The sequence below is a fragment of the Streptomyces sp. NPDC058751 genome (assembly GCF_042746485.1).
Classification (GTDB): Bacteria; Actinomycetota; Actinomycetes; order Streptomycetales; family Streptomycetaceae; genus Streptomyces.
The window spans coordinates 181,179-204,961 of sequence record NZ_JBHYPZ010000009.1; the positions used below are offsets into that span (position 1 = coordinate 181,179).

A 23,783-nucleotide genomic window follows, 5' to 3' on the forward strand; every position below is an offset into this window, starting at 1 on the left:
GAGAGGTACACCGCGATGAACGCGCCGCCGCCGGGCGCGGACGCGCACCTGCTCCCGCACGTATACGGCCTGCTCCCGAGCCAGGGTGACGGCGGTGACCTGCACCTGGTGCTTCTGCGCCGCGTACAGGGTCAGTGAGCCCCGGCCGATGTCCAGCAGCCGGGTCCCGGGTACCAGGGCGAGCGTGCGGCAGATCAACTCCGGCTTGGCGCGCTGCGTACCGGCCGGGCCGGTCCCGGGTTCCGCACCGGTTCAGTAGCCGCAGGAGTAGGTCATGGTGCCGTCGAGAAGGAGACGGTAGAGGTCGTTGGACAGGTCGTAGTGACAGGTGATGTTGCTGCGCGACCCGTCCGGGGCGTTGTGCTGCGCGCCCGGCTGACGCTGTGTCCACAGGCCGCGCATCCGCCGCGACCGGGGCGGAATCAGGTCGGCCGCGTGCGCGGCGAGCACGGTGAGCGCGCTGACGAGATCCGGAGCGTCCCACTCGCCGGCCATGTACGACCCACCGAAACCGATGAGTCCGTGGGCGCTGGCGCGGGAGTGGAACGCCTTCGGGTCGTGCACCTCTATCAGCGGGCCGCCCAGGCCAAGGGCGGTGCCGTCCGCGAACCGGACTCGCAAGGGGAGTCGTCGTAGGGCGCGTTCCACCACGGACGCGGTGACGGCCCGCACCGGCCAGGACGCCCTGGGTACGGCGGTCACATTGGACCAGCGGTCAGATTCGACAGGGGTGATTTGGTGGCCGCCGAGCCGATCGTCGGCCTCGTAGAGCGTGACATGGTGGGTGCGGGCCAGGATGTGCGCCGTTGCCCGTCCGCTCGGCGTCGCACCGGACGGTCGTTGCATGGTGTTCTCTCCCTCCCGGACGGTGAACGGCAACCTCACAGGGCTGGTCTGTCGGCGCTGTGACCGGCAGACCGGCCGTGCGGAAGGGCATCCGGTCCGCCTGCCGCCCTACCGCCCTGCCGGCAGTCGGGCGGGCCGGATGCCCCGGCACGAGGAACGCGCCCGCCCGGATCACTCCCGTCAGGGCGACCGGGCGGGGTTGTGCGTCCTCGGCCCGCACGGGTGTCAGTTCTTGGGCATCAGGACGGTGTCGATGACGTAGACGTTGGCGTTGGCGGTCTTGACGTTGCCGCAGACGACCTCGGCGGAGTCGTTGACCGTGTAGGACTCGCCGGAGCCGGAGGTCGTGAGCTTCGACTTCTCCAGGGTGGTGAAGGAGCCGTTCTCCAGGTCCTTCGGGGTGAGCTTCTGGCCGACGACGTGGTAGGTGAGGATCTTCGTGAGCTGGGCCTTGTCGTTGAGGACCTTGTCCAGGGTCTCCTTGGGGATCTTGGCGAAGGCGTCGTTGGTCGGCGCGAACACGGTGATGTTCTGGGCGTTGTTGAGGGTGTCGACCAGACCCGCCTTCTCCACCGCCGTCACCAGGGTGGAGAGCGCCGGGTTGTTGGAGGCGGCGGTGGCGACCGGGTCCTTGGCCATGCCGTCGAAGGAGCCGGCGCCGTCCTTCGGAACGGAGGAACAAGCCGGGCCGAACGGCTGGTCCGTACTGCTCGCGCTGCTGCCGGAGCCGGCCATGTCGTCACTGCTCTTCGTCGCCGCAGCCGCGGCCGTGCCGGCGGAACCGGACTTGTCCGAGTCGCTGCCGCTCGAGCAGGCGGTCAGGGCCAGGGGCAGGACGGCGGCAGCGGCGAGCAGGCCGACGGTACGACGGATACGGGTGCTCATCATGTTCTCCTGTTGAACGGGGGGCAGCATGATGCGGCTGCCCATGGGGTTGTTGCGGAAAGCCGGCTAGAAAAGAGCGCAGATCCCTTGGGACAGGTGGTCAGTTGGGACAGGTGGTCAGTCGACGGTCACGACGACGGAGTGCCATCCGCTGGCGCCGTCGGGGATCGTGCGGGTGCGTCGGTCGGTCTGCACGGTGCCGGTGCGGTCGGTGGCCCGTACGGTGAGGGTGTGGCTGCCCGGGGTGGCCCGCCAGGGAAAGGACCACTGCCGCCAGGTGTCCCGGGTGTCCTCGGCGGCCAGGTGGGCCTGTTGCCAGGGCCCGTCGTCGACGCGGACCTCGACCTTGTCGATGCCCCGGTGCTGTGCCCAGGCGACCCCGGCGATCATCACCGTGCCGGCGTCGGGCCGGGCGAAGGGCTTGGGGGTGTCGATCCGCGAGGCGGTCTTGACCGGGGCCCTGCGTGCCCAGCCTCGCTTGACCCAGTAGGGGTCGTAGGCGTCGAAGGTGGTGAGCTCTATGTCCTCGATCCACTTGCAGGCCGAGACGAATCCGTACAGCCCCGGGACCACCATCCGCACCGGGAAACCGTGTGCGAAGGGCAGCGGCTCGCCGTTCATGCCGAGGGCGAGCAGCGCGTCGCGGCCGTCCATGAGGTCCTCGACCGGGCTGCCGATCGTCATGCCGTCCACCGAACGCGCCACCAGCTGGTCCGCCGGGCCTCCCCGGGACGGCGGCTTCACCCCGCACTCGGCCAGCAGGTCGGCCAGCCGCACGCCGATCCAGCGGGCGTTGCCCGCGTACGGGCCGCCGACCTCGTTGGAGACACAGGTCAACGTGATGTCCCGCTCGATCAGCTCCCTGCGCAGCAGGTCGTCGAAGGAGTAGGTGGCCGCACGGAGTACGCCCTGGCCGTGGACGCGCAGCCGCCAGGTCGTGGCGTCCACCTTCGGCACCGCCAACGCGGTGTCCACCCGGTAGAAACTGCTGTTCGGGGTGGTGAAAGGGCTGATCCCCGGAACACGCAGCGCGGCTCTCGCGGGTACCGGCTCGGCCGGTGACCCCGGTCGCGGCAGCACGACCTTGTCACGTGAGGCAACGGCATCCTGGCCGCGCGAGGCGTTCAGCGACCGGCCGGCACCGCCCACCACGGCAGAGGCCGCTGCGGCGGACGCGGCCACGAGGACGAATCCCCGCCGGTCCCATCCCGCGGACGCGGGCAGACCGGCCCCGGCTTTCTCAGGCACCTCCTCGTGCCCGGACACCGGTGGCCGCCTCACCGTGGTCAGACGGCCCGTGAGGACGTACAGAAGCAGAGCCCCGGCAAGAGCTCCCACGACCGAGGGCAGTACGTCGGCGAGGCCGGTGGAGTCGGGCCGGCCGACAGCGGCAGCTGCACCGACGGCCCCGAAGAGAAGGACCCCGGAGACTCCGGCCCGCCGAAACCGCACCGCCAGCACACCCAGCACCAGCGCCAGCACGGTCAGCACGGTCAGGATGCCGAGCCGCAGTACGAGCTTGTCGTCGGTGCCGAAGTGACGGATCGCCCAGTCCTTGACCGCGGCGGGCGTCGCGTCGATGGACGCGCCACCCACCGCGATGACCGGACTGGACTGCGGACGCACCGCAGCCGCGACCAGTTCGGCCACCGCCAGCGCGGTGAAACCGGCCAGCGCCCCGCTCAGCGCACCCAGCGCCGGACGCGGCCAACCCGGCCGCACCTGCTGGTCCTTCTCTTCGTCCCTCACACCGGGAATCCGGTCCTGCACACCGGCGCGGATTGGTCCCGGACCTGATCAGGTGAAAAGAGATTTCCCACCAATCCGCCCCGCATTCCGCAACGGATTACCCAGTTGTCGGCTGACAGAGATCACCAGCACCGCTGCCCCCGGAGAACGGACGTATGCCCTGCCCCCGGGGGGGCCTGTGCCGGAGCCCAGGCCCCGGCAGTCACCTCGCGGTGACCCTGCCGGCTCATATCGCGGCGCGTCAGCCGGTGTTGACGCAGGTGTTGCCAAAGGCCGGGTTCAGCAAGCCGATCACACTGACGGTGTTGCCACAGGCGTTGACCGGGATGCTGATCGGGATCTGCACCACGTTGCCCGACAGCACACCCGGCGAGCCGACCGCAACCCCCTGCGCTCCCCAGGACAGGCGTGCATCGTGGTGTCGGCAGATCGCTGGGCGGGACACGGTGCCACCGGTGATGTTGCGGTGACCGAGGCGGTTGCGCCGCCGTTGGTGAGGGGATCAGGGCGGCGACCCTGGCAGCGGTGACGACTTCGCGTCCGGCGCGGGTGCGTCCTGGCCGTTCGGCAGCGGCCAGGAGAGATCCGTCGGCAGAAGTGGGCGAGGGAGTCGAGGATTTCTTCGGCTGTCTTGGTCCGGATAAAGGGCTTGGGGTCTTCGTTCCGGTCCTTGACCCAGGCCCGGATGTCGGCTTTCAGAGCCTGGATGTTCTTGTGTGCGCCGCTCGGGCACGCCCGGCATTATCGGCAGCACCGGCTGGGACCGGTCCAGCGCCCGGATCTGCGACTTCTCGTCCACCGAGAGCACCACCGCACCCTCGGGCGGGTTGAAACAGAGGCCGGCGACGTCGTAGACCTTCTCCGCGAACAACGGGTCCGTCGACAGCTCGAAGGTGTCCGCCAGGTGCGGCTTGAGCTGGAACTGCCGCCGGATCCGGCCCACGGTGGGCGGCCGGCCCGGCCGGGGCTCGTCGGCCAGGCCGTCCAGCCGCTCGGCCAGGAAGCGTCGCCTCCACTTGCGGACCGTGTCCGCACTCACCCGCAGATCCCGGGCGCCCGCGACGATCGCCGGCACCTCCGGCCCCGCACACGCCAACACGATCCGTGCCCGCAGGGCCAGGGCCGATGCAGCCCGACGCGTCCACCGTTCCGACACCGCCCGCTCGTCATCGGACAGCAGCAACGGTTCCGGCTTCGGGCCCCGACGGGGAACTGACGCACCGCCAGCAGAGTCACGCAACTTCTGACGATCGACCACTGGCGCAGGACACCAGGCGATGAAGAGGCTCCCGCATGGATCGCCACGGACGCTACCGATCACTCGCAAGGAAGGGAGTGGGAAACAGCGGGCGGTCCGTCGGCTTGCGGTGGACATTCCGCGGTGCGTACCAGTTGCCCGGTACGCACCGCGTGGTCGCGCGGGCTGTGAGGTCACCTGTGGTGGCAGTCCCAGTGGCCCTTCACCCAGTAGGGCTGCCAGTGTGCCTGGACATAGACCCACTTGTAGTGGCGGTCGTGGTCCCAGTAGCCCTTGTGCCACGTGCCGTGCTTGTCGTAGTGGCCCTTGTGCCAGGTCTTGGTGTAGTGGACCTTCTTCTCCCAGTGGCCCTTGACCCACTTCTTGGCCCAGTGCCCCTTGACCCATTCGCACCGGTCGTGGTGGTCCCCGGCCGGCGCCGTGGCCGTGGTCGTGGGCGCCGACGCGGCAGTGGCCGTGCCGGAGAGGCCCAGGGCGGTGCCGCCGGCCAGCAGTCCGGTGGCGGCGGCACCGGCCACCAGACGGCGGACTCGCATGGATACAGCCATGGAGGTTCACCTCATCCTTCGAAGTCGGTTGCAGTTGGCACAAGGGGTTCGAGGCACTCAGGCCCGCGTATGACTCACCGGCCGGGAAAATTCTCATCCGACAAGCGGAGCATGCGACTTCATCAGAAGTCATCCACAGCCAGGGTGGCATCGAATCCCTGACGAAACCGTGTCAAGGCCATCGTTGAGGGACCGGTCATGATCACCATCGCCACGCCACCCGTCCACCGCACCGACACCGGTCACTGTGTCGCACTGGCCCGCAGCCGTCACGCTCCTGCGGTTGCCCGAAGGATCACGGCGCGGTGGCTGGCCGCACGCGGCGTGTCCTCCGGCTCGGCGCCCGACGCGCTGCTCGTCGTCTCCGAGCTGGTCACGAACACCCTGCGTCACAGCAGCGGCACCTGCACCCTCACGCTCACCGCGCACGCCACCACGGTCTGCATCACCGTCGCAGACACCAGCACCCAGCTCCCGCGGATGCGGGCGGGTTCGGCGGCGAACGAAGACGGCGGGCGTGGTCTGGCGCTGCTGCACGACATGGGAGCCCGGCTCACCGTCACCCCGACACCGTGGGGCAAGGTGGTGAAGGCCACTCTCGACCTCTGCTGTGAGGCACCCCATGGCCTCGCCGAGTGAGCGCGCTGAGCCGTATGGCGGCCCCGGGCTGCGGGCCCCGTCGTGGGGCGCACGGTCGGCCGGGGACGAGCACGTCGACGGAGCGTGAGAACCATGCCCGGCACGGCCTACGAGGAGGAACCCGAGCCGCTTGCCGGAGACGACGCCGACAACAGCGTCGGGGCACTACTGGTCCGGGTCGCGGACGGGGACAAGGACGCGTTCATGGGCGTGTACGAGGCCCTGGCACGCCCGGTCATGGGGCTGGCCTGCCGCATCCTGCGCGACCCGGCCCAGGCGGAGGAGGTCACGCAGGAGGTGATGGTCGAGGTCTGGCGCACAGCATGCCGCTACCGGCCCGAACGCGGGAGCGCCAAGGGCTGGGTGCTCACCCTCGCCCATCGCCGGGCGGTGGACCGGGTCCGTCACGCGCAGGCGGCAGCGCAGCGTGAGCGCAGCGCGGGGGCTGTACTCGCGGGCCGTGAGCACGACGAGGTGGCCGAGGCCGTGGAAGACGATGACGAACGCCGACGCGCCCAGGAGTGCGTGGCCCGGCTCGCCCGCATGTACCGGGTCCCCCTCGTGCTGGCGTACTACCAGGGGCTGACCTACGTCGAGGTGGCGGCCGCTCTGTCCGCACCGGCCGGCACCGTCAAGTCCCGGATGCGCACCGGACTGCGCCTGTTGCGCGACTGTTTGGAGGCCCGGTGATGACAGCCGGGGAAGACCCGCACCAGTCGGTCGGCGCCTACGTCCTGCACGCTCTCCCTCCGCACGAGGAAGCCGCCTTCGAACGGCACCTGGACGGCTGCCCCGCTTGCCGGCGCGAAGTGGCCGAACTCGCCGAGGCAGCAGCCCGCCTCGCGCTCACTCCCGCTCGGGCCGATGCCGTTCCGGCAGACCTCCTCGACCGTGTTCTGGACGAGATCAGCCGGCCCCCGCAGGAACACGTACCCACCGGCCCGTCGCCCGGCCGACGTGAGCGGCACCTCATGTCCTGGGCCCTGGCCGCGAGTCTCGCAACCGCTGCCATGTTCGGCGGGATCGCCGCCTGGCAGTCAGTCCGGGCCGATGACGCCCGCAACCAGGCGAACGGACTGCAGGACGCACTGCAGAACGGAAACGACGCACTGGCCGGCGTGCTGACCGCACCTGATGCCACCCTGCACACCACGAAACTGGCCGACGGCGCCTCCGCCGCCGTCATCGTCTCCCGCGCCGCCGACCGAGCCGCCTTCGTAGCCGCGGACCTGCCCGCCCTCAGCTCGGACAAGGTCTACGAACTCTGGTACGCGGCCCCCTCGGGCGGCCTCCGCCCAGCCGGCCTCCTGCCGGGTAGCGGAGGTCGCTCCGCCCGTGTCCTGGACCGGTCGCTCGGCCAGACGGTGGCCGTCGGCATCACCGTCGAACCGGCTGGCGGATCCCGCCGGCCCACCACCGAACCCCTCGGCATCGTCCCCGTCGGCTCCTAGCGCGATCTCCACGGCGCGGCTGCGCCGGCGAAGAGACGATGTGAGCGACGACGAAGCGGCATGGCGGATGTGGTACCGCCCTGCCCGTGCTGCGGAGCCCGGCAGGCCGGCTCGCGGGATGTCGCACATCCCGCGCGGACCGGCCCACCCGCGGCTCTGCGTCAGTCGAAGCCGCACCGGCCATGAGGAAGGACTCCCGCGGTCACGACCCAGGCAAAGAGATCGACAGCCGTATACGGCATCTCGTGGCGGGCACCCGCGGCCTGCCCCTGTTGGTCGTGGCCCACCCCGTCCAGCTCCACGACGCCCATGCGGCGAAGGAAGTCCTTCTCCGGCTGCGGCTGATGCACTCCGGGATCACCGTTGTTCGGGCTGCCCGCCCTTTCGGGGGCAACGTCGTGACCTGGTCCGAACGCCATCTGAACCTCACTGTCTGGACCGCTGCTCGTCCGGAGGGAACCCCCGGGGTCGTCCTGCTGCCACGCCGCCGGCCGCCGGGCGCACCGAACACCCCGGCTCGTGAACGGCAGCCGCGACCATGTACACGCGGCACCGATTCCGGCACCGACTGTTGACACGAGCCGGGTGGCCTGCGGGAGACAGCTCCCACAGGCCGCTTTCCAACCGTTGCCGTCCTGTGCGGCTACTGCTGGTTGATCGGCAGGGCCAGGTCGGTGACCTGGTACTTCTTCGGGAAGGAGCCCTTGTCCGTCGCCTTGCCGGTCAGCAGGTTCACCCCGTACAGGCGGTAGGCACCTGCCCTGCCGATGGCGGCGAAGCCGTGGTTCACGCCCGTGGCCGGGGCGTAGTAGATGTCGAACCCGGCGTCCGGGGCCGCGTCGACACCGAGGTTCCCGGTGGGCCCCAGGGTGCCGGCGTTGGCCGGGGACTGCAGAGAGATCCGGTCGGCCATCGTGTCGAGGTCGAACAGGGTCGTCGCCGTCGTGGTGCTGAGGTCGTTGTTGGTGTAGGCGGCCCCGGTCACGCCCAGCGCGGTGGACGGCGGCATGGTCGGGTTGGTGAGCGTCCCGTCGACGGTGGTGGTCAGCGGGGCAGCGGGGTCGTCGATGTTGTGCCGCAGGTTCTGCCCGAGGTCGGAGACGACCCGCAGCCGGTTCGCGGCCGGATTGAAGTCCACCCCGAACGCGGTGCCCGAAAGCGCCACCGTCAGCTGGGAGACCTTCCACGCCTTCGCGCGGGCGTCCAGGGTGTAGATGCCGCCCCTGTCACCGACGCCGTACAGCTTTCCGTTCTGCACGCGGAAGTCGATACCCACCAGTCTGCTGTCTCCGGCCAGTCCGGAGATTCTGCCCGTCGACCAGGCCCTGGCCGGCTTGTCGACATCGAACCCGACCAGCCGCTGATCACTCGTCAGACCGATCGCGGTCAGCCCGCCACCCCCGGCCGACGCCGGGACGTCACCGAGCGCGAGCGCAGGAGCCGCGTACGAAGCCGCCAGGACGACAGCGGAAGCCGCCATCACACGTTTACGCATGTTCTCTTCCCTTTCCCGTACCCCGGACAAGATCGCCCGGAGCTCTGAAGGGAATCCGCCGCCCTGTCAGGCACGGATGGGAGCTCGTCCCGCCCGCCACCCGTACGGCCCCCGCCCGCCACCCGTACGGCCCCCCGCGCATCACCCGTACGGCCCTCGCGCACGCCCTGGGCAGACGAAGCGAACGAGGATCGGTTTCGCTTCAGCCACCCGACTCGAAGATCAAGCTGGGCTCGGCGCGCCAGAGAGAGGCTCACCCTCACCAACACGAGTGCTCCCCTCTGGGGGCGCACTACCCGAACCAGCGGTCGTGCAACGCCTGCTGCGGAAATCCCCCAGATCTGCCTCGTGCCACAGCACCTACTCCAGAGAACTCCTGCCCGTCCGGCAGTGTCAGCGCTATGTCGGCCGGAGGGGGGATCCAACAGCTCGCTGGTCATCGTGTGGATTGGTCACCTGCCGGGTCCCCGGTTCCAGCTCCTGCGCCGAGAGGCGCAGCGCTGCCCGGTTCTGGCCTGCTGCCAGTAGGGGTGGTGCCATCGCACATCGATAGCCGGCCTTATCGCGAAGAAGCTGACCAGCGAGACCGGGAAGAACGCGGGCAAGAACCCCTCGGTCGCCTCGTCGTACCGTGCGCTCGCCGAAGCCGAGCAGGCCGAGGCCCCGTCCGGACCGGAGATCATCGCTCCGCACCGGTCGGCGCCGAGGCCCTGCCGTATCGGACATGATCACGACCTGACACCGATGTGGTCGGGCGCGGGCGGGTGCGGCAGACAGCCGCGCGCCAGGTGGATAGGGTGTAGAGAACACGTCAAGAGCTGGCGTGCGGTGTGCCGGGAAGTCTGGTCGGCGTCCTGGGGCAGTGTGCCCCTCTCGTCGCTGACATCCGGAGACCCCGCCATGGCCGGCACCCGCTCGCGGTCCCCCTTCCTCGGACTTCTCCCCCTTCCCGAGCGCCAGGCGATCGCCCAAGCCCTGCGCACCGAGACCGTCGGCGGACTGGTCCTGCTCGGCGCGGCGGTCCTCGCGCTGATCTGGGCGAACAGTCCCTGGAACGCGGCGTACGCTGCCGTCCGCGACTTCCACTTCGGGATACCGGCCCTGGGTCTGGATCTGTCGGTGGGGCACTGGACGGCCGACGGACTGCTGGCCGTGTTCTTCCTCGTGGCCGGGATCGAGCTGAAACGCGAACTGGTCGTGGGGGAACTACGCACCCCCGCCACCGCCGCCCTTCCCGTGGTCGCCGCGGTGTGCGGGATGGCCGTTCCCGCTGCCCTCTACCTGGTCACGGTGACGGCTGGGGGCGGCAGCCGGGCCGGCTGGGCGGTCCCGATGGCCACCGACATCGCCTTCGCGCTCGCGGCCCTGGCGGTACTGTCCACGCACCTGCCGGCCGCACTGCGCGCCTTCCTCCTCACTCTCGCCGTCGTCGACGACCTGGGCGCGATCCTGATCATCGCGGTGTTCTTCACCGCCGACCTGAACCCGTGGGCCCTCACCGGAGCCTTCGCGGGCCTGGCTCTGTTCCACCTGCTCCATCGGCTGCGGGTACGCGGCTGGTGGTGGTACGTGCCGCTCGGGGTGACCATCTGGGCGCTGATGTACAACGGCGGCGTCCACGCCACCGTCGCCGGCGTCGCCATGGGCCTCATCCTGCGCACCACCCGCGACCCCGGCGAGGACGCCTCGCCGGCCGCCCGGGTCGCGCACCTCGTCCACCCGCTCTCCGCCGGGATCGCCGTGCCGCTGTTCGCGCTGTTCGCCGCCGGGGTCAGCGTCTCCGGTCCGGCTCTGGGCGCGGCATTCACCGCCCCCGAACCCCTCGGCGTGGTGATCGGCCTGGTGGCCGGCAAGACGCTGGGGATCTTCACCGGGACCTATCTCGCAGCCCGGTTCACCCGGGCCCGGCTCAACCCCGACCTCGCCTGGGCCGACGTCCTGGGCCTGTCGGTGCTCGCCGGGATCGGCTTCACCGTCGCCCTGCTCATCGGGGAACTCGCTTTCCCCGGTGGCCAGAGCGGCGAGCACGTCAAAGCCGCCGTCCTGATCGCCTCACTGATCGCCGCAATGCTCGCCGCCCTCCTGCTGCGGCGGCGTAACGCCCTCTACCGGCGCCTGTACGAGGCGGAGAACCTCGACGCCGACAATGACGGAATCCCCGACATCTACCAGCACGACTCCACGGCAGACACGCACAGCGGCGCCGCCCGTGCTGACGGGAAGCACCCGTGACGGCCGGCGGCGAGACCTCACTGGCACCCGTGGTCATCATCGCCGCCCTGGTCATCCGTACCGCGCTCACCGAGCTGGAACACCCGGGCAGCGCCCGGCGCCAGTGGGTGTTCGCGGGAAACCCCCGGGCCATTGCTCGTCATCGGTCTGACCCTGCTCTGGCGGAACGCCGTGACCGCACGCGGGCACCTGTCCCAGGCCCTGACACCGGATGGCCACCCCTCACGACCTGTTCGCTGTGGTCCTCGGCGCCCTGGACCAGGGCGGCATGCACGTCACCCTGGCGTGATCCGCCGTCCGGACGTCTCCCCGGCCCTGATGGCGTCCCCGGCAGGATTCGAACTGCGCCCCCGCTGTAGAGGCCGTCTCGTTCGGCGAGCCTGCGGCAGCAGATGAGGGTGAGGCGGCGATGCCGGTCGCACCCGCTCAGCCGGCCGAAGCGTTCCGCGTCGCCTCGCGTGCTTCGCTGAGGGCTCGCTGCCTGATGCCGCCGCCGAACAGCTGAATCGTGGTGGCGGTCAGGACGTCATCCCTGCCGATGGTCCGCCCGTCCCTCCTGCGGACGGTCGTGGCCGCGTCCCGGGCGAGGTCCGTCAGGAACACGCTCGCGATTCCGTCCAGGTCGCGGACCATCGCCGGGGCGGCCGTCGCCCCCTGGTTCCGCAGCAGCTTCCTGACCCCGGCCTCGAACCTGTGGGCGCCGGCCACGGCACTCGGTTTGCGTGGCCCCCTGCGCTCACGAACAGGCACGACGACACCCTCGGCGTCGTACAGGACACCGGTCAGGCCGTGAAACGTCGGGCTGTGGAGGTACCACGCGCACCCCACCTCGATCTCGACGTTCCGGTCGATCGCCGAGACGAGGTCCCGGGGAGTCAGCTTCTTGCGGGCCGCCTCCGCCGCCGCTCTCCTCGCGCCGTCGATGATCTCCGTCAGCACTGTCCGCGTCACCGACGCGGCGGTCCACGCGGCCGACCGGGAGACGTGCATCGGAGTCACGTCCCTGAACACCGCTTTGACGAGAGAAGGCTTGAACGGCGAGACACCCATGACCGAGGCGGTCTCGGGACCGTTGCGCTCAGGGCGTGCGGGCTGTGGGGTCATCGGAAGGAACGCTCCCTGCTGTCGGAGTTGGTCAGAGGCCCACACTTCACCACGCGGACCCGCTCTCTTCCCCCATCCTCCGTCGAAGCGACTTCCTGCCTTGGGCCGAGTCCTGTCGAACTACCCCTGCGAACCACGGTTCTTCGTGAGTTTCCGTTCGTTCCGGCGAGGAAGCGGCACGGCCCGTGGATCGTGAAACGATCACGAACGAGGCAACTCCCTTGCGATCAACATGACATGATCCACCGTCATGAGGAGATACCGGTGGGGGAAGACCGTGGCGGGAGCTCTGCTCGCCATGGCGACAGCAGCCACGAGTGGCTGCGGGGAAGGGGCGGACACAGCCGCGGACAAGAAGGAGCCGGCAGCGAGCGCGAGCCCGACCCCGACCCCGTCCTGGCACACTGCGACTCTGCGGGATGCGGCGTTCATGTTCCAAAAGGACTTCCAGGAGCTGACCGCGGTCGACTGTTCCGCGGACTGCGGGACGACCCTGGGGAAGGTCTTCAACGCCGGACTGCTGCTCAGGGATCGGATGAAGACGTCGGGAGCGTCGGGCTACGACGAGCCGATTCGTCTGTTCGACGAGCTGGAGAAGGGGTTCACCACCGCCGCAGGACTGAGCGGGGAGGCCCGCCTCCCTCCCGTGCTCGGTCCGGCACGCAAGCTGAACAACTGGCTCGACACCCACCCCGTTCGATAGGCCGACGGGCCCCGGGAGCGGTGACCGCCTGGAAGTCGTGTACGGGCTTGTACGACAGCGAGAGACGCGAGTCGCCGTGGGTTCGAATCCCATACCCGCCGCAGTGGTGGAGAGCCTCCGACCAGCAGGATCGGTCGGGGCTCTCCGTGTTCCTCCTCGCCGGGAGCGACCGTGGTTCCCCGCGATCTCCCGCCTGAGCGGGTACGGACCGGAACATATGGAGCTGATCCGGAAGTTCGTACAGGCGCCGTTGCGCGAGTGAGCCCCACCTGCCCGCTCTGCCACCGCGGCAGACGCGGGGGTTCTCCGGCTCCACCTGGATGACTGCCTCCGTCCCGCCCTCACCGGCCGCGTGCCGGGAGGGCAGGAGGACCGCGCGGGCCGCCAGGCCGCGCCCCCTCCAGGATGGGTAGAGGCCGTACGCGACATTCACCTGGCCGGGGAAGCAGACCCTCCCCGGCGAACCGCAAGTCGATCGTCCCCGCGAGCACCTCGTCGGCGTCGGCCCGGATGCCGAACGCGCGGATCGGACCGGCGGCCTCCCACTGGTCCCGGCAGTGCTGGAAGTACGCTTCGACGCCCTCCCGGGCGCCGGGGTCGGCGTTGAGCCGGCGAACGAGCAGTTCGTCCTCGCCCGCGAGGCGGGCCTCGACATCGTCCAGGCGCAGGAGGACAGGGTGACGATCCCATCGGACGGCCTCACTTCACGCATCCGGCGGTTCCTGATGCCAGGGCTGCGCCGCACCGTCGGATTTCCGTGGCCCGTCACGCGAAGCCACCGACCGCACCGAGACCGTCGCACCAGGCCGGCGTGTCCCCAGCAGGCCTCCTCGCCTCAGCGGAACTCGTGGACCACCTGGATCTCGCCGACGATGTGGGCGTTGAAGTCGTCCAGTTCCTCGGCAGGAACCCAGAGCTCGAGGATCGTCCGCCCGCCGGCCTGCTGGACGGGGTACCGGCTCAGGAACTCCGACTCGACCTCGAAACGGGTGACGAAGCCGACGCCGCTGTGCTTCACGTTCCAGTCCCGCGCGATCCTGATCGCGTAGTCCTCGTTGAGGACCGGGTAGAAGATCGGCTGCTCGGGCAGCCGGGGCGGCCAGGCACGCCAGTTCAGCTCCCGAACCAGATCCAGCTCCTTGGGGCCGGTGGGCCGCCACAGGGTCGTCGTCGCTTGTCGGCTGGTCATCTGCATCGCTCTCTGAACACGGGTCGCCGGTACGGCGGGTCGGGAGAGCGGACGATACCGGCACCGCGGACTCGGCAGCCACGCAGTTTCCGCATCATGACCAGCGCCGTGACGTGCCGGTCCGGCATACGCGGTTGTCCCGCTGCCGCTGAAATCGAATGGGTGGTGCCGGGCTGGACGGCCGTACTCGGTTCCCGCTGGGGCCGGAGTCAGATGTGGGCTCTGATCTGCTTCACCGGGTGACCGAGCGTGTCGCCGATCGTGGCCAGTTCCTCGTCGCCGAACCAGTCACGTTCGGGGTTCCAGATGGCGATCTCGAAGCGGGCGAAGCCGCACGGCCAGTCGTAGTCCAACACATCCAGCGACGTGGCGGCGCCGCAGCAGGGCACTTCCACGGCCAGGGTGGCGAAGCCGTCCTCACCGTGGCTTTCCAGCAGGTCGGCGTACCACTCGGTGCCGATCGAGGCACCGCAGTGCGGGCAGCCGATCCGTTCCAGGTTCTCACCGCAGTCGACGGGCATGAGGGCGTCGTGCCAGGTGACGTCGATCTCGACATCCGCGCCATCGGACAGGCCGGGAGCCAGGTCCGCGGCGAGCGCGGCGGTCCGCTCGGCCGCCGGCCGGTCGGGCTGCCACTGGGGATCGGTCGGAATGATCGACAGGACGTCGTCGCTCATGGGCTCACTCAATTCGTCGGGCACATGTGTTCGGCGGAGTGCTGTGATCGTAGGGCCTGCGCAGGCCGGCCGTTTCCCCGGCCCATGACAGATCGTGCCTGCCACCGAGACCCGTCCGGATCCCTGGCCGCGGACCCGCACCACCGGAGTACAGCCGACCCGGCCCCGGGTCCGGACACGCTCACCCCGAGCGGGCGAAGGCCCGGCCGCCCAGGGCGTACGGACAGCCGGATCTGCGCCGCACACGGAGATCTGCGATCAGGCGGTGACGTACCGATCCGGGCATCGGGTGCGGCGGAACGCTTGTGGGCGCCGAATTCAGGTTCCCGCGTTACCGTCGTGCCGGTCGCCGGCCTCTTCGAAGAGGTCGGCGAAGTCCCTTGCGCCGTAATGGAGTCACAGGCGAACCAGAGGTCGGTTCACCGGTTGCGCCGCACCCGGGGTCGGACGGCTGAGGTGATCGGTGACGCGATCGGTGGTGCGATGCGAGCAGGGGCCGGACACGGACGCGTCGGCCCGGGCGTCGCGGTGTTCGTCGATCTGCGTGCCGCCGACGGCGACGGCCAGGACGCCGACGCCGACGAGTACCTGCAGGCAGGTGCTGACGACGGCGCGGAGCCGGTAGAGCAGCACCGCGCTCAGCACCATGACGATGCCGGAGATGCCTACGTGGAGCCAGTTGGGGGTGAGGGAGACGTCGGAGTTGTCCGCGGCGGGGTCGAACGGCTGCCAGCCGCTGTAGTCGATGCCGAGCAGGAAGGTCGCGACGGCCGCGATGCAGTCGAGGACGAGCAGCCCGACGGCCAGTGCGATGTCTCCGGCAAGGGGCAGCCATCGGCGTCCGGTCCGTGGGGGCGGCACGTTCTCGCCGCGGAACCGTGGCAGGCCGGAAGGCTTCGGGGAGGCGGGGTCGTTCATGGGCACGAGTTTCCCTCGACGGCAGGACCGGGTCCTGAGTACCGGTTGAACGTGCGGATTCCCGTCAGCCCTCGATGGGCAGCGCGTTCACGAATGCCGCGAGGTCGGATGCTGCGGGCGGAGTCTGCCCGTGCAGAAAACGCCGGTAATGGCCGGCGACCAAGCGACGCAGGTCCGCCTCGGCCGGTTCCTCGCCCGAGAGTTCGAGGGTGACCAGACGGGGCTCACCCGTCATGCGCAACGGCCTGGCCAGAGCGTCGAATCCACAGGCGTACTCATCAGGCATCTCCCACCACGCCTCGGCGACCGCCCGGTCCTTGAGGACATACATGTGGAACTCGTCATCGAAGATGATCACGGGGCCGATCGGCGTAGTCACGCCTGGAGTATGGCGCACACGGTGAGCCGGATCCACTTCGAGCGAGCGGGAGTTCCGCGCCCATCGCGCCGATCGCGCCGATCGAGGCGGTGTCGTGGACCGTGGGGGAAACAGCCTTGGCGATCAGCGTCCAGCGCGCGCTGCAGGCAGGTCATGCCGTCCCGCCGGGAGCGCGGCCGGGCCACTGGAAGACCAGCCTCGCGGAGGGCTTGTCGAGCACGTCGCCGGCCGGTAGCCGTTCGTCCGGGGTGCCGGCCGGGTGGACGGTCAGTGGCGGGTAGCCGCTCTCGCGCACCTGCTGGTCCCATGTGCGCACGCAGTCGGCGAAACGCTCCGAGAGCTCGTCGGCGGCCGGGCCGTAGCCGTGGATGAAGAACTCCGTGAGGCGGTCGGCCGGATCCGGGGTGTCCTTGACCTTGCGGTGGGTCAGGTAGGCGAGGGAGCCGTCCGACAGCATCGCCGCGGCGTCCTGCCGCGCGACCAGCGCGGAAACCTTTGAGGTGGCCAGGCGGCAGAACCCCGGCAGCGTGGTCGCCGCGTAGATCTGCAGGGTCTCGAAATTGAAGGTGCCGCGGAGGACGAGGCCCGTGGTGAGTTCGTGCCGCGGTCCGCTCAGCGCTGCCTCGATACCGGAGGCACAGCCTGGCTCACCGTCCTCCCACCGTACGGTGACCTCGCCGTCGGCCAGCGGGACGGCGGGGGCGGTACGGGCGGCGGCGCCGCGGTCCCGTACGAACCCGCAGTACGTCCAGTGCTCGCAGTGCAGCACGTCGCCGCGCCGGACGAGGGCGAGGGTGTAGCCGCCCATCTCCAGCGGAACGACCAAGCGTGCTCCTTCGGCGAGTTGCTCCCGCCAGGCCGGGGCGATGTCGGACGCGTTGTGCGTGATCATGATCCCGCCGAATCCACCGGCGGGCACGTGACCGGGGGCGCCGAGACCACCGTCGCCGAGGACGGCGGTGACCCGGCCGCCGCCGGCAGTTCCCGCATGCCTCGGGCCGAACGGCCCAGCAGGACACGTCCGGACGCGTCGGTGACCACCACCGCGGCGCCGAAGACGGCCTGTGGCTCGGGCCGCAGCCTTTTCTCCGCACTGAACGAGCCGACCGGTCCGCGCAGGACCAGCACCGCCAGGTTCTGCGTGTCGAACCGTTCGACCTGCTCGAACCCGTCGGTGAGCGCGCCGAGTTCCCTCTCGTCCAGCGCGATGCGGCGCCGCTCCCTCGGGGTGTGCTCCACGACCGGTGTGATGACGACCAGCGTCCCTCCCTCGCGCAGGCGCGCGGCCAGCCGGCGCAGGACACGGGCACGGTCGCGGACGAACGCGATCGACAGCCGCAGCACGACCAGGTCGTAGCCGTCCTCCGCGAGGCCGGACAGGTCGTCGTGCTCCACGTCCACGCACAGCCAGCGCACCCGCTCCGCCTCGGGGTGCTCCGCGCGGGCCCGCTCCAGCGCGCCCTCGGCGAAATCGACTCCGTCGACGGTGTACCCGAGGGAGGCGAGGTGGACGGCCAGCTCGCCGGTGCCGCAGCCGACGTCGAGCGCCCGCCCGTCCTTCGGCGCCGGGGCCTGCTCGACGAGCAGGCTCTTCTCCTCCTCCCCGAGCCGCCGGAAATCTCGCCCGCCGGTGTAGTACTCGGACCAGTCGGTCCGGGTGTGTCCCACAGATCGCTCCTCGTTCCTGAAAGGCGGGATGGTGGTGCGGTGTCAGGGCAGTTCGACGGGGCCGTAGAAGGCGGCCGGCTGCTTGGTCTGCAGCGCCCAGTAGCGGTCTCCGGCCGACCAGTGCCACCACTCCGTGCCGTAGTTGATCAAGCCCGCGGAGGACAGCGCGCGGCCCAGCGTGGCCCGGTTCGTGCGGGCCTGGTCGCTGAGACCGGGTGCGTCGGTGTAGCAGGCGCCATCGGACTCCTCCGGGGAAGCGTTGACGCGCGTGCCCATGTCCAGCTCGCGGCCCTGGTGGTCGGTCAGCGTCACGTCCACGGCCGCTCCGGCGGAGTGCGGCGCGATCTCCGGAGGAGAAACGAAGCGGCTGGCGGCCTGACGGAGCTCAGCCGACGACCAGTCCGGGTTGGCGCGGGAGAGCCCCTTCGCGTACTCCTCGAAGTACTGCCGCTGCAGCGCCGGAGGCCGGTACCCCTCGATGAACAGCAACCGCAGCCCGTCGGGCAGCAGCGACTGGGCGTGCAACAGCCGACTGAGGACTCCGTGCCGGACGTGGGCCCAGGCCCCGGTGGCGTCGCGTTTACGGTCGTCGACCGTCAGGCCGTGCGCGCGGACGTCGACCAGAGCCTCGCCGAGGTCCTGCACGGGGACCGCCGCGACCCTCGCATCGGACATCAGCACAATGACGTCGCTGTTCATGTGTTCTCCCAGGTGTCGACGTATGCGGCCACGCCGGTACGGCGGGCCTCCTCCACCGCGCGGAGTCGCGCGAAGTCGCCTTTCGGCATGAGTGGCTGCCACCGCTGAAGTGGCAGGACACGGGCCTCGTCGTGCTCGCGCGCGTCGAACGTGATGGCGCGGATCCGTTCGGGGGCGAGACGCCCGCCGTCGAAGACGAGCTGAGGGGTGCCGCAGGGGCGCTGTGCCCGGGGCCGCCCGTACACGGGGGCCGTCAGTCGGGGCGGCCCTTGACGCTGTCGCAGGGGCCGGGTCTCCTCGTCGGTGACGTACAGGCAGGCGACCGTCTGCACGCGAGCGGCCGGCCCGTGCGGGGCGGCGACAGCTGCCGGGAATGTCGGCCGCCCGCCACCGGGCGGCCAGGTCCTGGGGTTCCTTCCAGATGTCGCGCGGCCCGTGGCCGGTGGCCTCCCGGCGGGAGCGCCCCACCGGCCTCACCCGCAGCCACGATCCGCAGTCGGGCGCACCGATCACCAGGTGCTCGGCGCCGAAGTCGCGCACCAGCCCGCCGAGGAGATGATCCGCCGCCAGCCACAGGCCCCGGTCGGTGTCCGCGGGCGGCGCCGGCATGCTCCGCCGGGTCCAGGTGCCCGGCCCGGTGGCGATGCGTCGACGGAACTCCTCACCGGGCCGGATCCGGTCCATGCCGTGTCCGGCCCGGTGAGCGAAATCCACGGCCCGCAGCTCCGTCACGATCCGTCCTTCGGCGGTGCGCTCGACGACGGCGAGGGCGGGCCACGACGGGGACGCGCTGGCCACGTGCGCCGGCGGTTCGCCGCCGGGGGTGATCATGCGGGGGTCCCGTGCTTCTCGCCGCCCGGTTCGGACGTGATCTGGTAGGACAGCAACTGCTGGAAGAGGCCCGGCTGTCGGGAGAGCTCGGCGTAGGTGCCCTCCTGGACGATCCTGCCCTCGTCGAGGACCACGACGCGGTCGGCGATGGCCACGTTGGTGATCCGGTGGGTCACCAGCAGCACCGCCCGGTCCTGGGCGAGGGTCCGCAGCCGCTGGAAGATGCGGTATTCGGCGCGGGGATCCAGGTTGGCCGTCGGCTCGTCGAGGACCAGCAGACCGGCCTGGCGGAAGAACGCCCTCGCCAGCGCGATGCGCTGCCACTGGCCGCCGCTGAGCTCCTCCCCGTTGAGCCACTCGCGGGCCAGGAGGGTGTCCAGGCCGGCGCCGAGCTTGTCGACGACCTCGTCGGCGTCGGCCGCCTCGCACGCCTCGCGGACCGCCGCGTCGCCGCGCGCGGTGGGCTGTCCCTGGGTCACGTTCTCGCGCACGGTCAGCGGCCAGTGCGCGTAGTCCTGTGGAACGAGGGCGACCTGCCGCCACAGAGCCCGCGGGTCGCAGTCGCCGGTGGGGAGGCCGTCCCACAGCACCTGCCCGTCCGTGGGCAGGTAGAGACCGCTGACCAGCTTCGACAGCGTCGACTTGCCCGAGCCGTTGAAGCCCACCAGCGCGGTCACCTCGCCGCGGCGCAAGGTGAGGGAGACGTCGGACAGCGCGTCGCGGTCCTTGCCGGCGTACCGGTGGGTGACCGACTTGACCTCGATCGCCTCCGGAGGCTCAGGGTGGTGCGGACCCCGGCGCATGCGGAAGCCGCCGGCCTTGTCGAGGAAGCCGCTCCAGTCGTCCATGTACAGCCCGGTCCGCACGGCGCGCGCGCCGACGGCCACGAGACCGCGTACCGACATGCCCGCCGTCTGCAGGGCGAAGACGGCCGTCCCGGCATGCCCGACGGTGATACGGCCGGTCGCGAGCAGCCACACGACCGCCGCCCACACCACCGCCGACCCCAGCCCTCCGCACACCGCGCCGACCAGGGACATCCGGGCGCCCTTGTCGGCCGCTACCCGGTCCTCGCGGTTGATCCGGGCGACCGTGTGCCGGTACCGGCCGGACAGGAAGTCGGCCATGGTGCCGGCGCGGATCTGGTCGGCGGCCTCCTTGGTGTAGATGTGCCAGCGCAGCACCGACAGCATCCGGTTGTCGCCGTTGCTGCGGAGGTTCGCCAGGTACCGGACGCGCGCGGCGCTCACCTGGGCCAGGGCCTGCGGCAGGCTGGCCGCGACGAGGAGCGGGAGGAGGACCCAGTGCACGCCGGCCAGCACGATCGCCCCGGCGAGGAAGCCGGCGCCCGACGCGATCAGGTCCTGGCCCTCGTTGATCAGGTCGCCGGTGACCTGGGCGCCGCGGTCGGCCGCTTCCCGGTCACGGTTGAAGTCGGGGTCGTCGTACGCGCACAGCTCGACCTCGGCGCAGCCGGTCAGCAGCATCTGCTCGGCCTCGCGTGACATCAGCGGGCCCAGCCGGGAGGACAGCCAGTTGACGGTGATCCCGAGGAGCGCGCGCACGCCGGCGGCTCCGGCGAGCAGGGCGACGGAGGGCCACGCCTGAAGGAGCCGGTGGTAGACGTCTCCGTCGTGCAGCAGGGCGGTCAGGGTGCCGGCGATGGCGACCAGGCCCAGCGCCTGCATCACGCCGGTGACGATCTGGCACAGCAGGAGGCCGACGGTCGCCCGCCGGTCGACGCGCCAGGCGAGAGCCAGCGAACGGCGCACCAGTTGCGGCAGGCGGCGGGCCATGTCGCGCATCCGGATCGAGCGGCCCGCCGCCTCGCGGCTGCCGGTCAGGTCGACGTACCGCATCTGCGGCTCGGGAGCGGGCGCGGGCGAAGCGTCCGCCGGTGGGGGTGCGGGCTGTCCGGCGGACGGAGCGGGGGGTGACGCCGCGGGGGTGGTGCGCGGTCCCGGAACACTGTCGGCTGATACATCGGTGGGCTCACTCATGCCGCCCACCCCGTATCCGGACGTGCTGAGCCGACTTCGCCGTCAACGCCGTGCGTGATCACGCCGGGCCGCCGTTCGATTCTGGGAGGCTGCTGCGAGAGGGCGGGGGTGGGATGCATGGCGTGTCCTCCGTCTGGGCGTCGGTGTGGCACTGATGCTCTAAAAACGCGGTGGATCCGGTCCCGTCACGGCCTGATCGGAGGGCATTTGCTGAACAGGAGTTCCTATCCCGAGTGCAGGGCGGGCGAGCTCTGGGTGGTCGCGGCTCAAACTCGTTCGATCAGGGTGGTTCACTCCTCCAGGGGGTTGCGGACGGCACGGGCATGGCCCCCGGCACTTGCCCGAGCGAGGCGACCCCATGAGGGAACGTCAGGCGGGTGCCTCGCGCGAGAGGAGCCCCGCCGATGAGAACCGGCAATGCCTTCGGAGCGCACGGCGGTTGGAAGTAGGCTGCCCCGGGCTCGGCCCGGTCACAGGGACAGGGCCGCCCGGGGGTGATCGATCTGATACTTCGTCATCGGTCCGCGGCCGCGGTGTCGGTGGCTCGCCGGACGAGCAGGGCTGTGGGCGTGGTCGCTGCCGCGGCAGCCGTGCTGACGGTGGTGCTGTTGTCGCCTCTCGTGCTGGAGGAGATCTCCAGCGCCAAGGGGGTGGACTGGAACAGGCTCAGTGACATCGGCGCGGCGTACGGTTTCACGTCGGCGGTCGTCTCCGCGCTGGCGTTGGCCGGTGTGGCCGTTTCCCTGATCGTTCAGAACCGGCAGGCCAAGGCGGAGCAGGTCCAGGGGATTCGCAGCTACTACCTCGAGCTGGTCCGGCTCGAACTTGACGACATGGCGCTCTTCCAGCCCGTCTGGGGTGACACGGACATCGCCGATCCGCATGATCGGAAGCGGCACGTCTATGCCGATCTCATGATGAACTACGCATGGATGGGCTTCGAGATCGGGACCATCCGCGAGAGCCTGCTGAGGGACATGCTGGCCGGGATGTTCACCGGAGAGGCGGGGCGGCACTACTGGAGCAGGGCTCACGCTTCGTGGATCGCCCGTTCGTCCGGCAGCCGTGTCGGCCGTCGCTTCCTGGCCGTAGTGAGCGAGGAGCACGCTCGTGCTGTCGCTGCCGGACCGCCGACCCGCTCGCCGGCCACCCCTGGTCCACCTGCCGCGCCCGTCACGGGGGGATCGCGTGCATGGCGGGCATCGGCCGGCGCCCTGATCGGCCTGGGCGCCGGTCTGGCGCTCGGATCGCTCCTGCGCGGCCGACGCTAGGCCCTCTCGAAGGCCCGGTCCCGCCAGGGGACCGGGCGTTCACCGCGCCCGGTTCTCCGGCTTTCCGTCCCACCGGCCCGTCCTGTCCCCTCACCGCGGTGCGGGCGCGTCACCCGCCGGAGCGCCGAGGGCGGGTCCGGACGACGAAGCGCTTCCGGACCCCGCGCGGCTTTCAAGGCGTCAGAGCATGAGCAGCAGACGCGTGTTCGGCACGAGCTTCCGGTTCACGCTGGTGCTCTGCACGAAGATCGTGAAGTCGTCGTTGTGGTCGGGCTTGACGCGCACTTCCACGTTCGGCAGGCCGAGCAGGGCGCGGGCCTCGGGTCCCGAGTACACCCGGTCCGTCTTCTTCTCCAGCACCGCGATCTGCTTCCGCGCCTGGATCTTCTCGGACTTGCTCAGCTGGTAGAAAGCGCCGCCGGTGCGGTAGGTGTGCCCGCACTCGACCACCCAGTCGCGTATCGCCGCGTCACGGGTCACCGGGACCAGCCGGTACCCCGACGGATCCACCGCGGCGAGCCCGGCCGCCTCGATGGTGTCCTTGTTGACCGCTTCCGCGCCCATGGAGAACACCGCCCGCGATCCCCGGATGCCCTGGGAGCGGCCCACCATGAACTTCTCGGTGGCCTCCCGGATCACCTGCCCGGCCTCCTCCAGGCCCTGCGTGCTCGTGGCGTCCCAGACGGCGATGTTGTCCTTCGGGAAACCGCACTGCATGGCCTCGCGCTTGCCCATCTGGTCCGGAACGAGGACGGCCAGCGTCCAGTTGTCCTCCTGCGTCGCGATCATCTCGGCCACGGCCTTGACCAGTTCACGCGGATCCCTGGAAGGGGAGTCCGGACCGCGATGACTCGCGTTCTCCTGCCCGTCCGTGAGCACGAACGTCAGGAAGCTGTGGTCGCCGTACAGCTGGGCCGTCTGCGCCAGCTCCCGCTGCGACTTCAGCGCGGCCGCCAGCAGCGCCGTCATTCCGCCGACCCGGTACAGCTGCTTCAGCGACGGCATCCGCAGCACGTCCTTGTCGTAGATGACGCACTCCACCTTGTCGGCGAAGACGTACACCGTGACGCGGGTCTCCTGGTCCAGCTCCCTCGACCGGCGCGCGAGATACGCGATCTGCTGGTCGGCGACTTCGACGACCTTGCCGCTCAGGTGCGACATCGACGAACTGGCGTCCAGCACAAGAGCGACGTGATTGATGTAGTTCTGGCTTCCGGTCATGGCAGATCCCCCTCGTTCCG

25 protein-coding genes and 1 pseudogene are annotated in these 23,783 nt (G+C 70.4%); 7 read left to right on the plus strand and 19 right to left on the minus strand.

What is annotated here, in order from left to right; all coding sequences use genetic code 11:
• Positions 1 to 15 precede the first annotated feature (15 nt).
• Positions 16 to 138 (plus strand): hypothetical protein, encoded by a 123-nt coding sequence (locus ACFW6B_RS11670; RefSeq protein WP_386594670.1) that lies wholly within the window; start codon positions 16 to 18, stop codon positions 136 to 138.
• Here the strand turns inward: ACFW6B_RS11670 and ACFW6B_RS11675 are convergent.
• The 6 genes and pseudogenes from ACFW6B_RS11675 to ACFW6B_RS11700 all read right to left on the minus strand — a co-directional run.
• Positions 82 to 846 (minus strand): annotated as a pseudogene (locus tag ACFW6B_RS11675) (class I SAM-dependent methyltransferase); the annotation flags it as partial. The gene ACFW6B_RS11670 and the pseudogene ACFW6B_RS11675 sit on opposite strands and share 57 nt — an antisense overlap.
• Before the next feature lie 225 nt (positions 847 to 1,071).
• Entirely contained in the window at positions 1,072 to 1,731 is a 660-nt protein-coding gene (locus tag ACFW6B_RS11680; RefSeq protein ID WP_386594666.1) for a fasciclin domain-containing protein, read from the minus strand.
• Positions 1,732 to 1,848: 117 nt separating this feature from the next.
• Positions 1,849 to 3,480, minus strand: coding sequence for a molybdopterin-dependent oxidoreductase (locus tag ACFW6B_RS11685; RefSeq protein WP_386594591.1), 1,632 nt, complete (start codon positions 3,478 to 3,480; stop codon positions 1,849 to 1,851).
• 241 nt (positions 3,481 to 3,721) lie between these two features.
• Positions 3,722 to 3,925: a chaplin gene (locus ACFW6B_RS11690; protein WP_386594593.1), complete on the minus strand. Its 204-nt coding sequence runs from the start codon at positions 3,923 to 3,925 to the stop codon at positions 3,722 to 3,724.
• Between the two features lie 57 nt (positions 3,926 to 3,982).
• Entirely contained in the window at positions 3,983 to 4,663 is a 681-nt protein-coding gene (locus ACFW6B_RS11695) for a helix-turn-helix domain-containing protein (RefSeq protein WP_386594595.1), read from the minus strand.
• Between the two features lie 248 nt (positions 4,664 to 4,911).
• Complete coding sequence (locus ACFW6B_RS11700) at positions 4,912 to 5,286, minus strand: hypothetical protein (protein WP_386594597.1); 375 nt, start codon at positions 5,284 to 5,286, stop codon at positions 4,912 to 4,914.
• 198 nt (positions 5,287 to 5,484) lie between these two features.
• Here ACFW6B_RS11700 and ACFW6B_RS11705 point away from each other — a divergent pair, with 198 nt between their 5' ends.
• The 3 genes from ACFW6B_RS11705 (at position 5,485) to ACFW6B_RS11715 (ending at position 7,376) form a co-directional block, all read left to right on the plus strand.
• Entirely contained in the window at positions 5,485 to 5,925 is a 441-nt protein-coding gene (locus tag ACFW6B_RS11705) for an ATP-binding protein (RefSeq protein WP_386594599.1), read from the plus strand.
• Between the two features lie 93 nt (positions 5,926 to 6,018).
• Positions 6,019 to 6,615: an ECF RNA polymerase sigma factor SigK gene (sigK, locus tag ACFW6B_RS11710; RefSeq protein WP_386594601.1), complete on the plus strand. Its 597-nt coding sequence runs from the start codon at positions 6,019 to 6,021 to the stop codon at positions 6,613 to 6,615.
• Positions 6,615 to 7,376, plus strand: coding sequence for an anti-sigma factor (locus ACFW6B_RS11715; RefSeq protein ID WP_386594603.1), 762 nt, complete (start codon positions 6,615 to 6,617; stop codon positions 7,374 to 7,376). The genes sigK and ACFW6B_RS11715 overlap by 1 nt, the downstream gene beginning before the upstream one ends.
• Positions 7,377 to 7,537: 161 nt before the next feature.
• Here ACFW6B_RS11715 and ACFW6B_RS11720 read toward each other — a convergent pair whose 3' ends face one another.
• Together ACFW6B_RS11720 and ACFW6B_RS11725 are read right to left on the minus strand one after the other, a co-directional pair.
• Positions 7,538 to 7,795 carry a hypothetical protein gene (locus ACFW6B_RS11720; protein WP_386594605.1) on the minus strand — a complete coding sequence of 86 codons (258 nt, stop codon included), beginning with the start codon at positions 7,793 to 7,795 and terminating at the stop codon, positions 7,538 to 7,540.
• A 224-nt stretch (positions 7,796 to 8,019) separates the two neighbouring features.
• Positions 8,020 to 8,871 (minus strand): DUF4394 domain-containing protein, encoded by an 852-nt coding sequence (locus ACFW6B_RS11725; RefSeq protein WP_386594607.1) that lies wholly within the window; start codon positions 8,869 to 8,871, stop codon positions 8,020 to 8,022.
• 900 nt (positions 8,872 to 9,771) lie between these two features.
• On the opposite strand from ACFW6B_RS11725, the gene nhaA reads away from it, so the two are divergent.
• On the plus strand, positions 9,772 to 11,103 hold the full coding sequence (gene nhaA / locus ACFW6B_RS11730) for a Na+/H+ antiporter NhaA (RefSeq protein ID WP_386594609.1): 1,332 nt from the start codon (positions 9,772 to 9,774) through the stop codon (positions 11,101 to 11,103).
• 426 nt (positions 11,104 to 11,529) lie between these two features.
• On the opposite strand, the gene ACFW6B_RS11735 is transcribed toward nhaA, so the two are convergent.
• On the minus strand, positions 11,530 to 12,207 hold the full coding sequence (locus tag ACFW6B_RS11735) for a hypothetical protein (protein WP_386594611.1): 678 nt from the start codon (positions 12,205 to 12,207) through the stop codon (positions 11,530 to 11,532).
• Positions 12,208 to 12,637: 430 nt separating this feature from the next.
• Between ACFW6B_RS11735 and ACFW6B_RS11740 the strand changes: the two genes are divergently transcribed.
• Entirely contained in the window at positions 12,638 to 12,910 is a 273-nt protein-coding gene (locus tag ACFW6B_RS11740; protein WP_386594613.1) for a hypothetical protein, read from the plus strand.
• A gap of 835 nt (positions 12,911 to 13,745) precedes the next feature.
• Here the strand turns inward: ACFW6B_RS11740 and ACFW6B_RS11745 are convergent.
• The 9 genes from ACFW6B_RS11745 to ACFW6B_RS11785 all read right to left on the minus strand — a co-directional run bounded on the left by ACFW6B_RS11745 (position 13,746) and on the right by ACFW6B_RS11785 (position 21,130).
• On the minus strand, positions 13,746 to 14,099 hold the full coding sequence (locus ACFW6B_RS11745) for a hypothetical protein (protein WP_386594615.1): 354 nt from the start codon (positions 14,097 to 14,099) through the stop codon (positions 13,746 to 13,748).
• 209 nt (positions 14,100 to 14,308) lie between these two features.
• Positions 14,309 to 14,776 (minus strand): hypothetical protein, encoded by a 468-nt coding sequence (locus tag ACFW6B_RS11750; protein WP_386594618.1) that lies wholly within the window; start codon positions 14,774 to 14,776, stop codon positions 14,309 to 14,311.
• Between the two features lie 396 nt (positions 14,777 to 15,172).
• Positions 15,173 to 15,694: a DUF6234 family protein gene (locus ACFW6B_RS11755; protein WP_386594620.1), complete on the minus strand. Its 522-nt coding sequence runs from the start codon at positions 15,692 to 15,694 to the stop codon at positions 15,173 to 15,175.
• Positions 15,695 to 15,758: 64 nt separating this feature from the next.
• Positions 15,759 to 16,073 (minus strand): hypothetical protein, encoded by a 315-nt coding sequence (locus ACFW6B_RS11760; protein ID WP_386594621.1) that lies wholly within the window; start codon positions 16,071 to 16,073, stop codon positions 15,759 to 15,761.
• A gap of 151 nt (positions 16,074 to 16,224) precedes the next feature.
• The gene (locus ACFW6B_RS11765) at positions 16,225 to 16,992 is read right to left on the minus strand and encodes a hypothetical protein (protein WP_386594623.1); all 768 of its coding nucleotides are present in this window, start codon (positions 16,990 to 16,992) and stop codon (positions 16,225 to 16,227) included.
• Positions 16,962 to 17,741, minus strand: a complete 780-nt coding sequence (locus ACFW6B_RS11770) for a class I SAM-dependent methyltransferase (RefSeq protein ID WP_386594625.1) — start codon at positions 17,739 to 17,741, stop codon at positions 16,962 to 16,964. The genes ACFW6B_RS11765 and ACFW6B_RS11770 overlap by 31 nt, the downstream gene beginning before the upstream one ends.
• Before the next feature lie 42 nt (positions 17,742 to 17,783).
• The gene (locus ACFW6B_RS11775) at positions 17,784 to 18,440 is read right to left on the minus strand and encodes a M15 family metallopeptidase (protein WP_386594627.1); all 657 of its coding nucleotides are present in this window, start codon (positions 18,438 to 18,440) and stop codon (positions 17,784 to 17,786) included.
• Positions 18,437 to 18,772, minus strand: a complete 336-nt coding sequence (locus ACFW6B_RS11780) for a hypothetical protein (protein ID WP_386594629.1) — start codon at positions 18,770 to 18,772, stop codon at positions 18,437 to 18,439. Before ACFW6B_RS11780 ends, ACFW6B_RS11775 begins: the two co-directional genes overlap by 4 nt.
• A gap of 495 nt (positions 18,773 to 19,267) precedes the next feature.
• Positions 19,268 to 21,130 carry an ABC transporter ATP-binding protein gene (locus tag ACFW6B_RS11785; protein WP_386594668.1) on the minus strand — a complete coding sequence of 621 codons (1,863 nt, stop codon included), beginning with the start codon at positions 21,128 to 21,130 and terminating at the stop codon, positions 19,268 to 19,270.
• Positions 21,131 to 21,765: 635 nt separating this feature from the next.
• Between ACFW6B_RS11785 and ACFW6B_RS11790 the strand changes: the two genes are divergently transcribed.
• Complete coding sequence (locus tag ACFW6B_RS11790) at positions 21,766 to 22,542, plus strand: DUF6082 family protein (protein ID WP_386594630.1); 777 nt, start codon at positions 21,766 to 21,768, stop codon at positions 22,540 to 22,542.
• A 180-nt stretch (positions 22,543 to 22,722) separates the two neighbouring features.
• Here the strand turns inward: ACFW6B_RS11790 and ACFW6B_RS11795 are convergent, their stop codons facing one another.
• Positions 22,723 to 23,763: a vWA domain-containing protein gene (locus ACFW6B_RS11795; RefSeq protein WP_386594632.1), complete on the minus strand. Its 1,041-nt coding sequence runs from the start codon at positions 23,761 to 23,763 to the stop codon at positions 22,723 to 22,725.
• Between the last annotated feature and the right edge of the window lie 20 nt (positions 23,764 to 23,783).

Coding starts and splice junctions, on each gene's coding strand:
- sigK (WP_386594601.1), top strand. CDS start 6,019: ATGCCCGGCACGGCCTACGAGGAGGAACCCGAGCCGCTTGCCGGAGAC.
- ACFW6B_RS11715 (WP_386594603.1), top strand. CDS start 6,615: ATGACAGCCGGGGAAGACCCGCACCAGTCGGTCGGCGCCTACGTCCTG.
- ACFW6B_RS11700 (WP_386594597.1), bottom strand. CDS start 5,286: ATGGCTGTATCCATGCGAGTCCGCCGTCTGGTGGCCGGTGCCGCCGCC.
- ACFW6B_RS11740 (WP_386594613.1), top strand. CDS start 12,638: ATGTTCCAAAAGGACTTCCAGGAGCTGACCGCGGTCGACTGTTCCGCG.
- ACFW6B_RS11705 (WP_386594599.1), top strand. CDS start 5,485: ATGATCACCATCGCCACGCCACCCGTCCACCGCACCGACACCGGTCAC.
- ACFW6B_RS11725 (WP_386594607.1), bottom strand. CDS start 8,871: ATGCGTAAACGTGTGATGGCGGCTTCCGCTGTCGTCCTGGCGGCTTCG.
- nhaA (WP_386594609.1), top strand. CDS start 9,772: ATGGCCGGCACCCGCTCGCGGTCCCCCTTCCTCGGACTTCTCCCCCTT.
- ACFW6B_RS11680 (WP_386594666.1), bottom strand. CDS start 1,731: ATGAGCACCCGTATCCGTCGTACCGTCGGCCTGCTCGCCGCTGCCGCC.
- ACFW6B_RS11785 (WP_386594668.1), bottom strand. CDS start 21,130: ATGCGGTACGTCGACCTGACCGGCAGCCGCGAGGCGGCGGGCCGCTCG.
- ACFW6B_RS11775 (WP_386594627.1), bottom strand. CDS start 18,440: ATGAACAGCGACGTCATTGTGCTGATGTCCGATGCGAGGGTCGCGGCG.
- ACFW6B_RS11750 (WP_386594618.1), bottom strand. CDS start 14,776: ATGAGCGACGACGTCCTGTCGATCATTCCGACCGATCCCCAGTGGCAG.
- ACFW6B_RS11795 (WP_386594632.1), bottom strand. CDS start 23,763: ATGACCGGAAGCCAGAACTACATCAATCACGTCGCTCTTGTGCTGGAC.
- ACFW6B_RS11720 (WP_386594605.1), bottom strand. CDS start 7,795: ATGGCGTTCGGACCAGGTCACGACGTTGCCCCCGAAAGGGCGGGCAGC.
- ACFW6B_RS11670 (WP_386594670.1), top strand. CDS start 16: ATGAACGCGCCGCCGCCGGGCGCGGACGCGCACCTGCTCCCGCACGTA.
- ACFW6B_RS11735 (WP_386594611.1), bottom strand. CDS start 12,207: ATGACCCCACAGCCCGCACGCCCTGAGCGCAACGGTCCCGAGACCGCC.
- ACFW6B_RS11755 (WP_386594620.1), bottom strand. CDS start 15,694: ATGAACGACCCCGCCTCCCCGAAGCCTTCCGGCCTGCCACGGTTCCGC.
- ACFW6B_RS11745 (WP_386594615.1), bottom strand. CDS start 14,099: ATGACCAGCCGACAAGCGACGACGACCCTGTGGCGGCCCACCGGCCCC.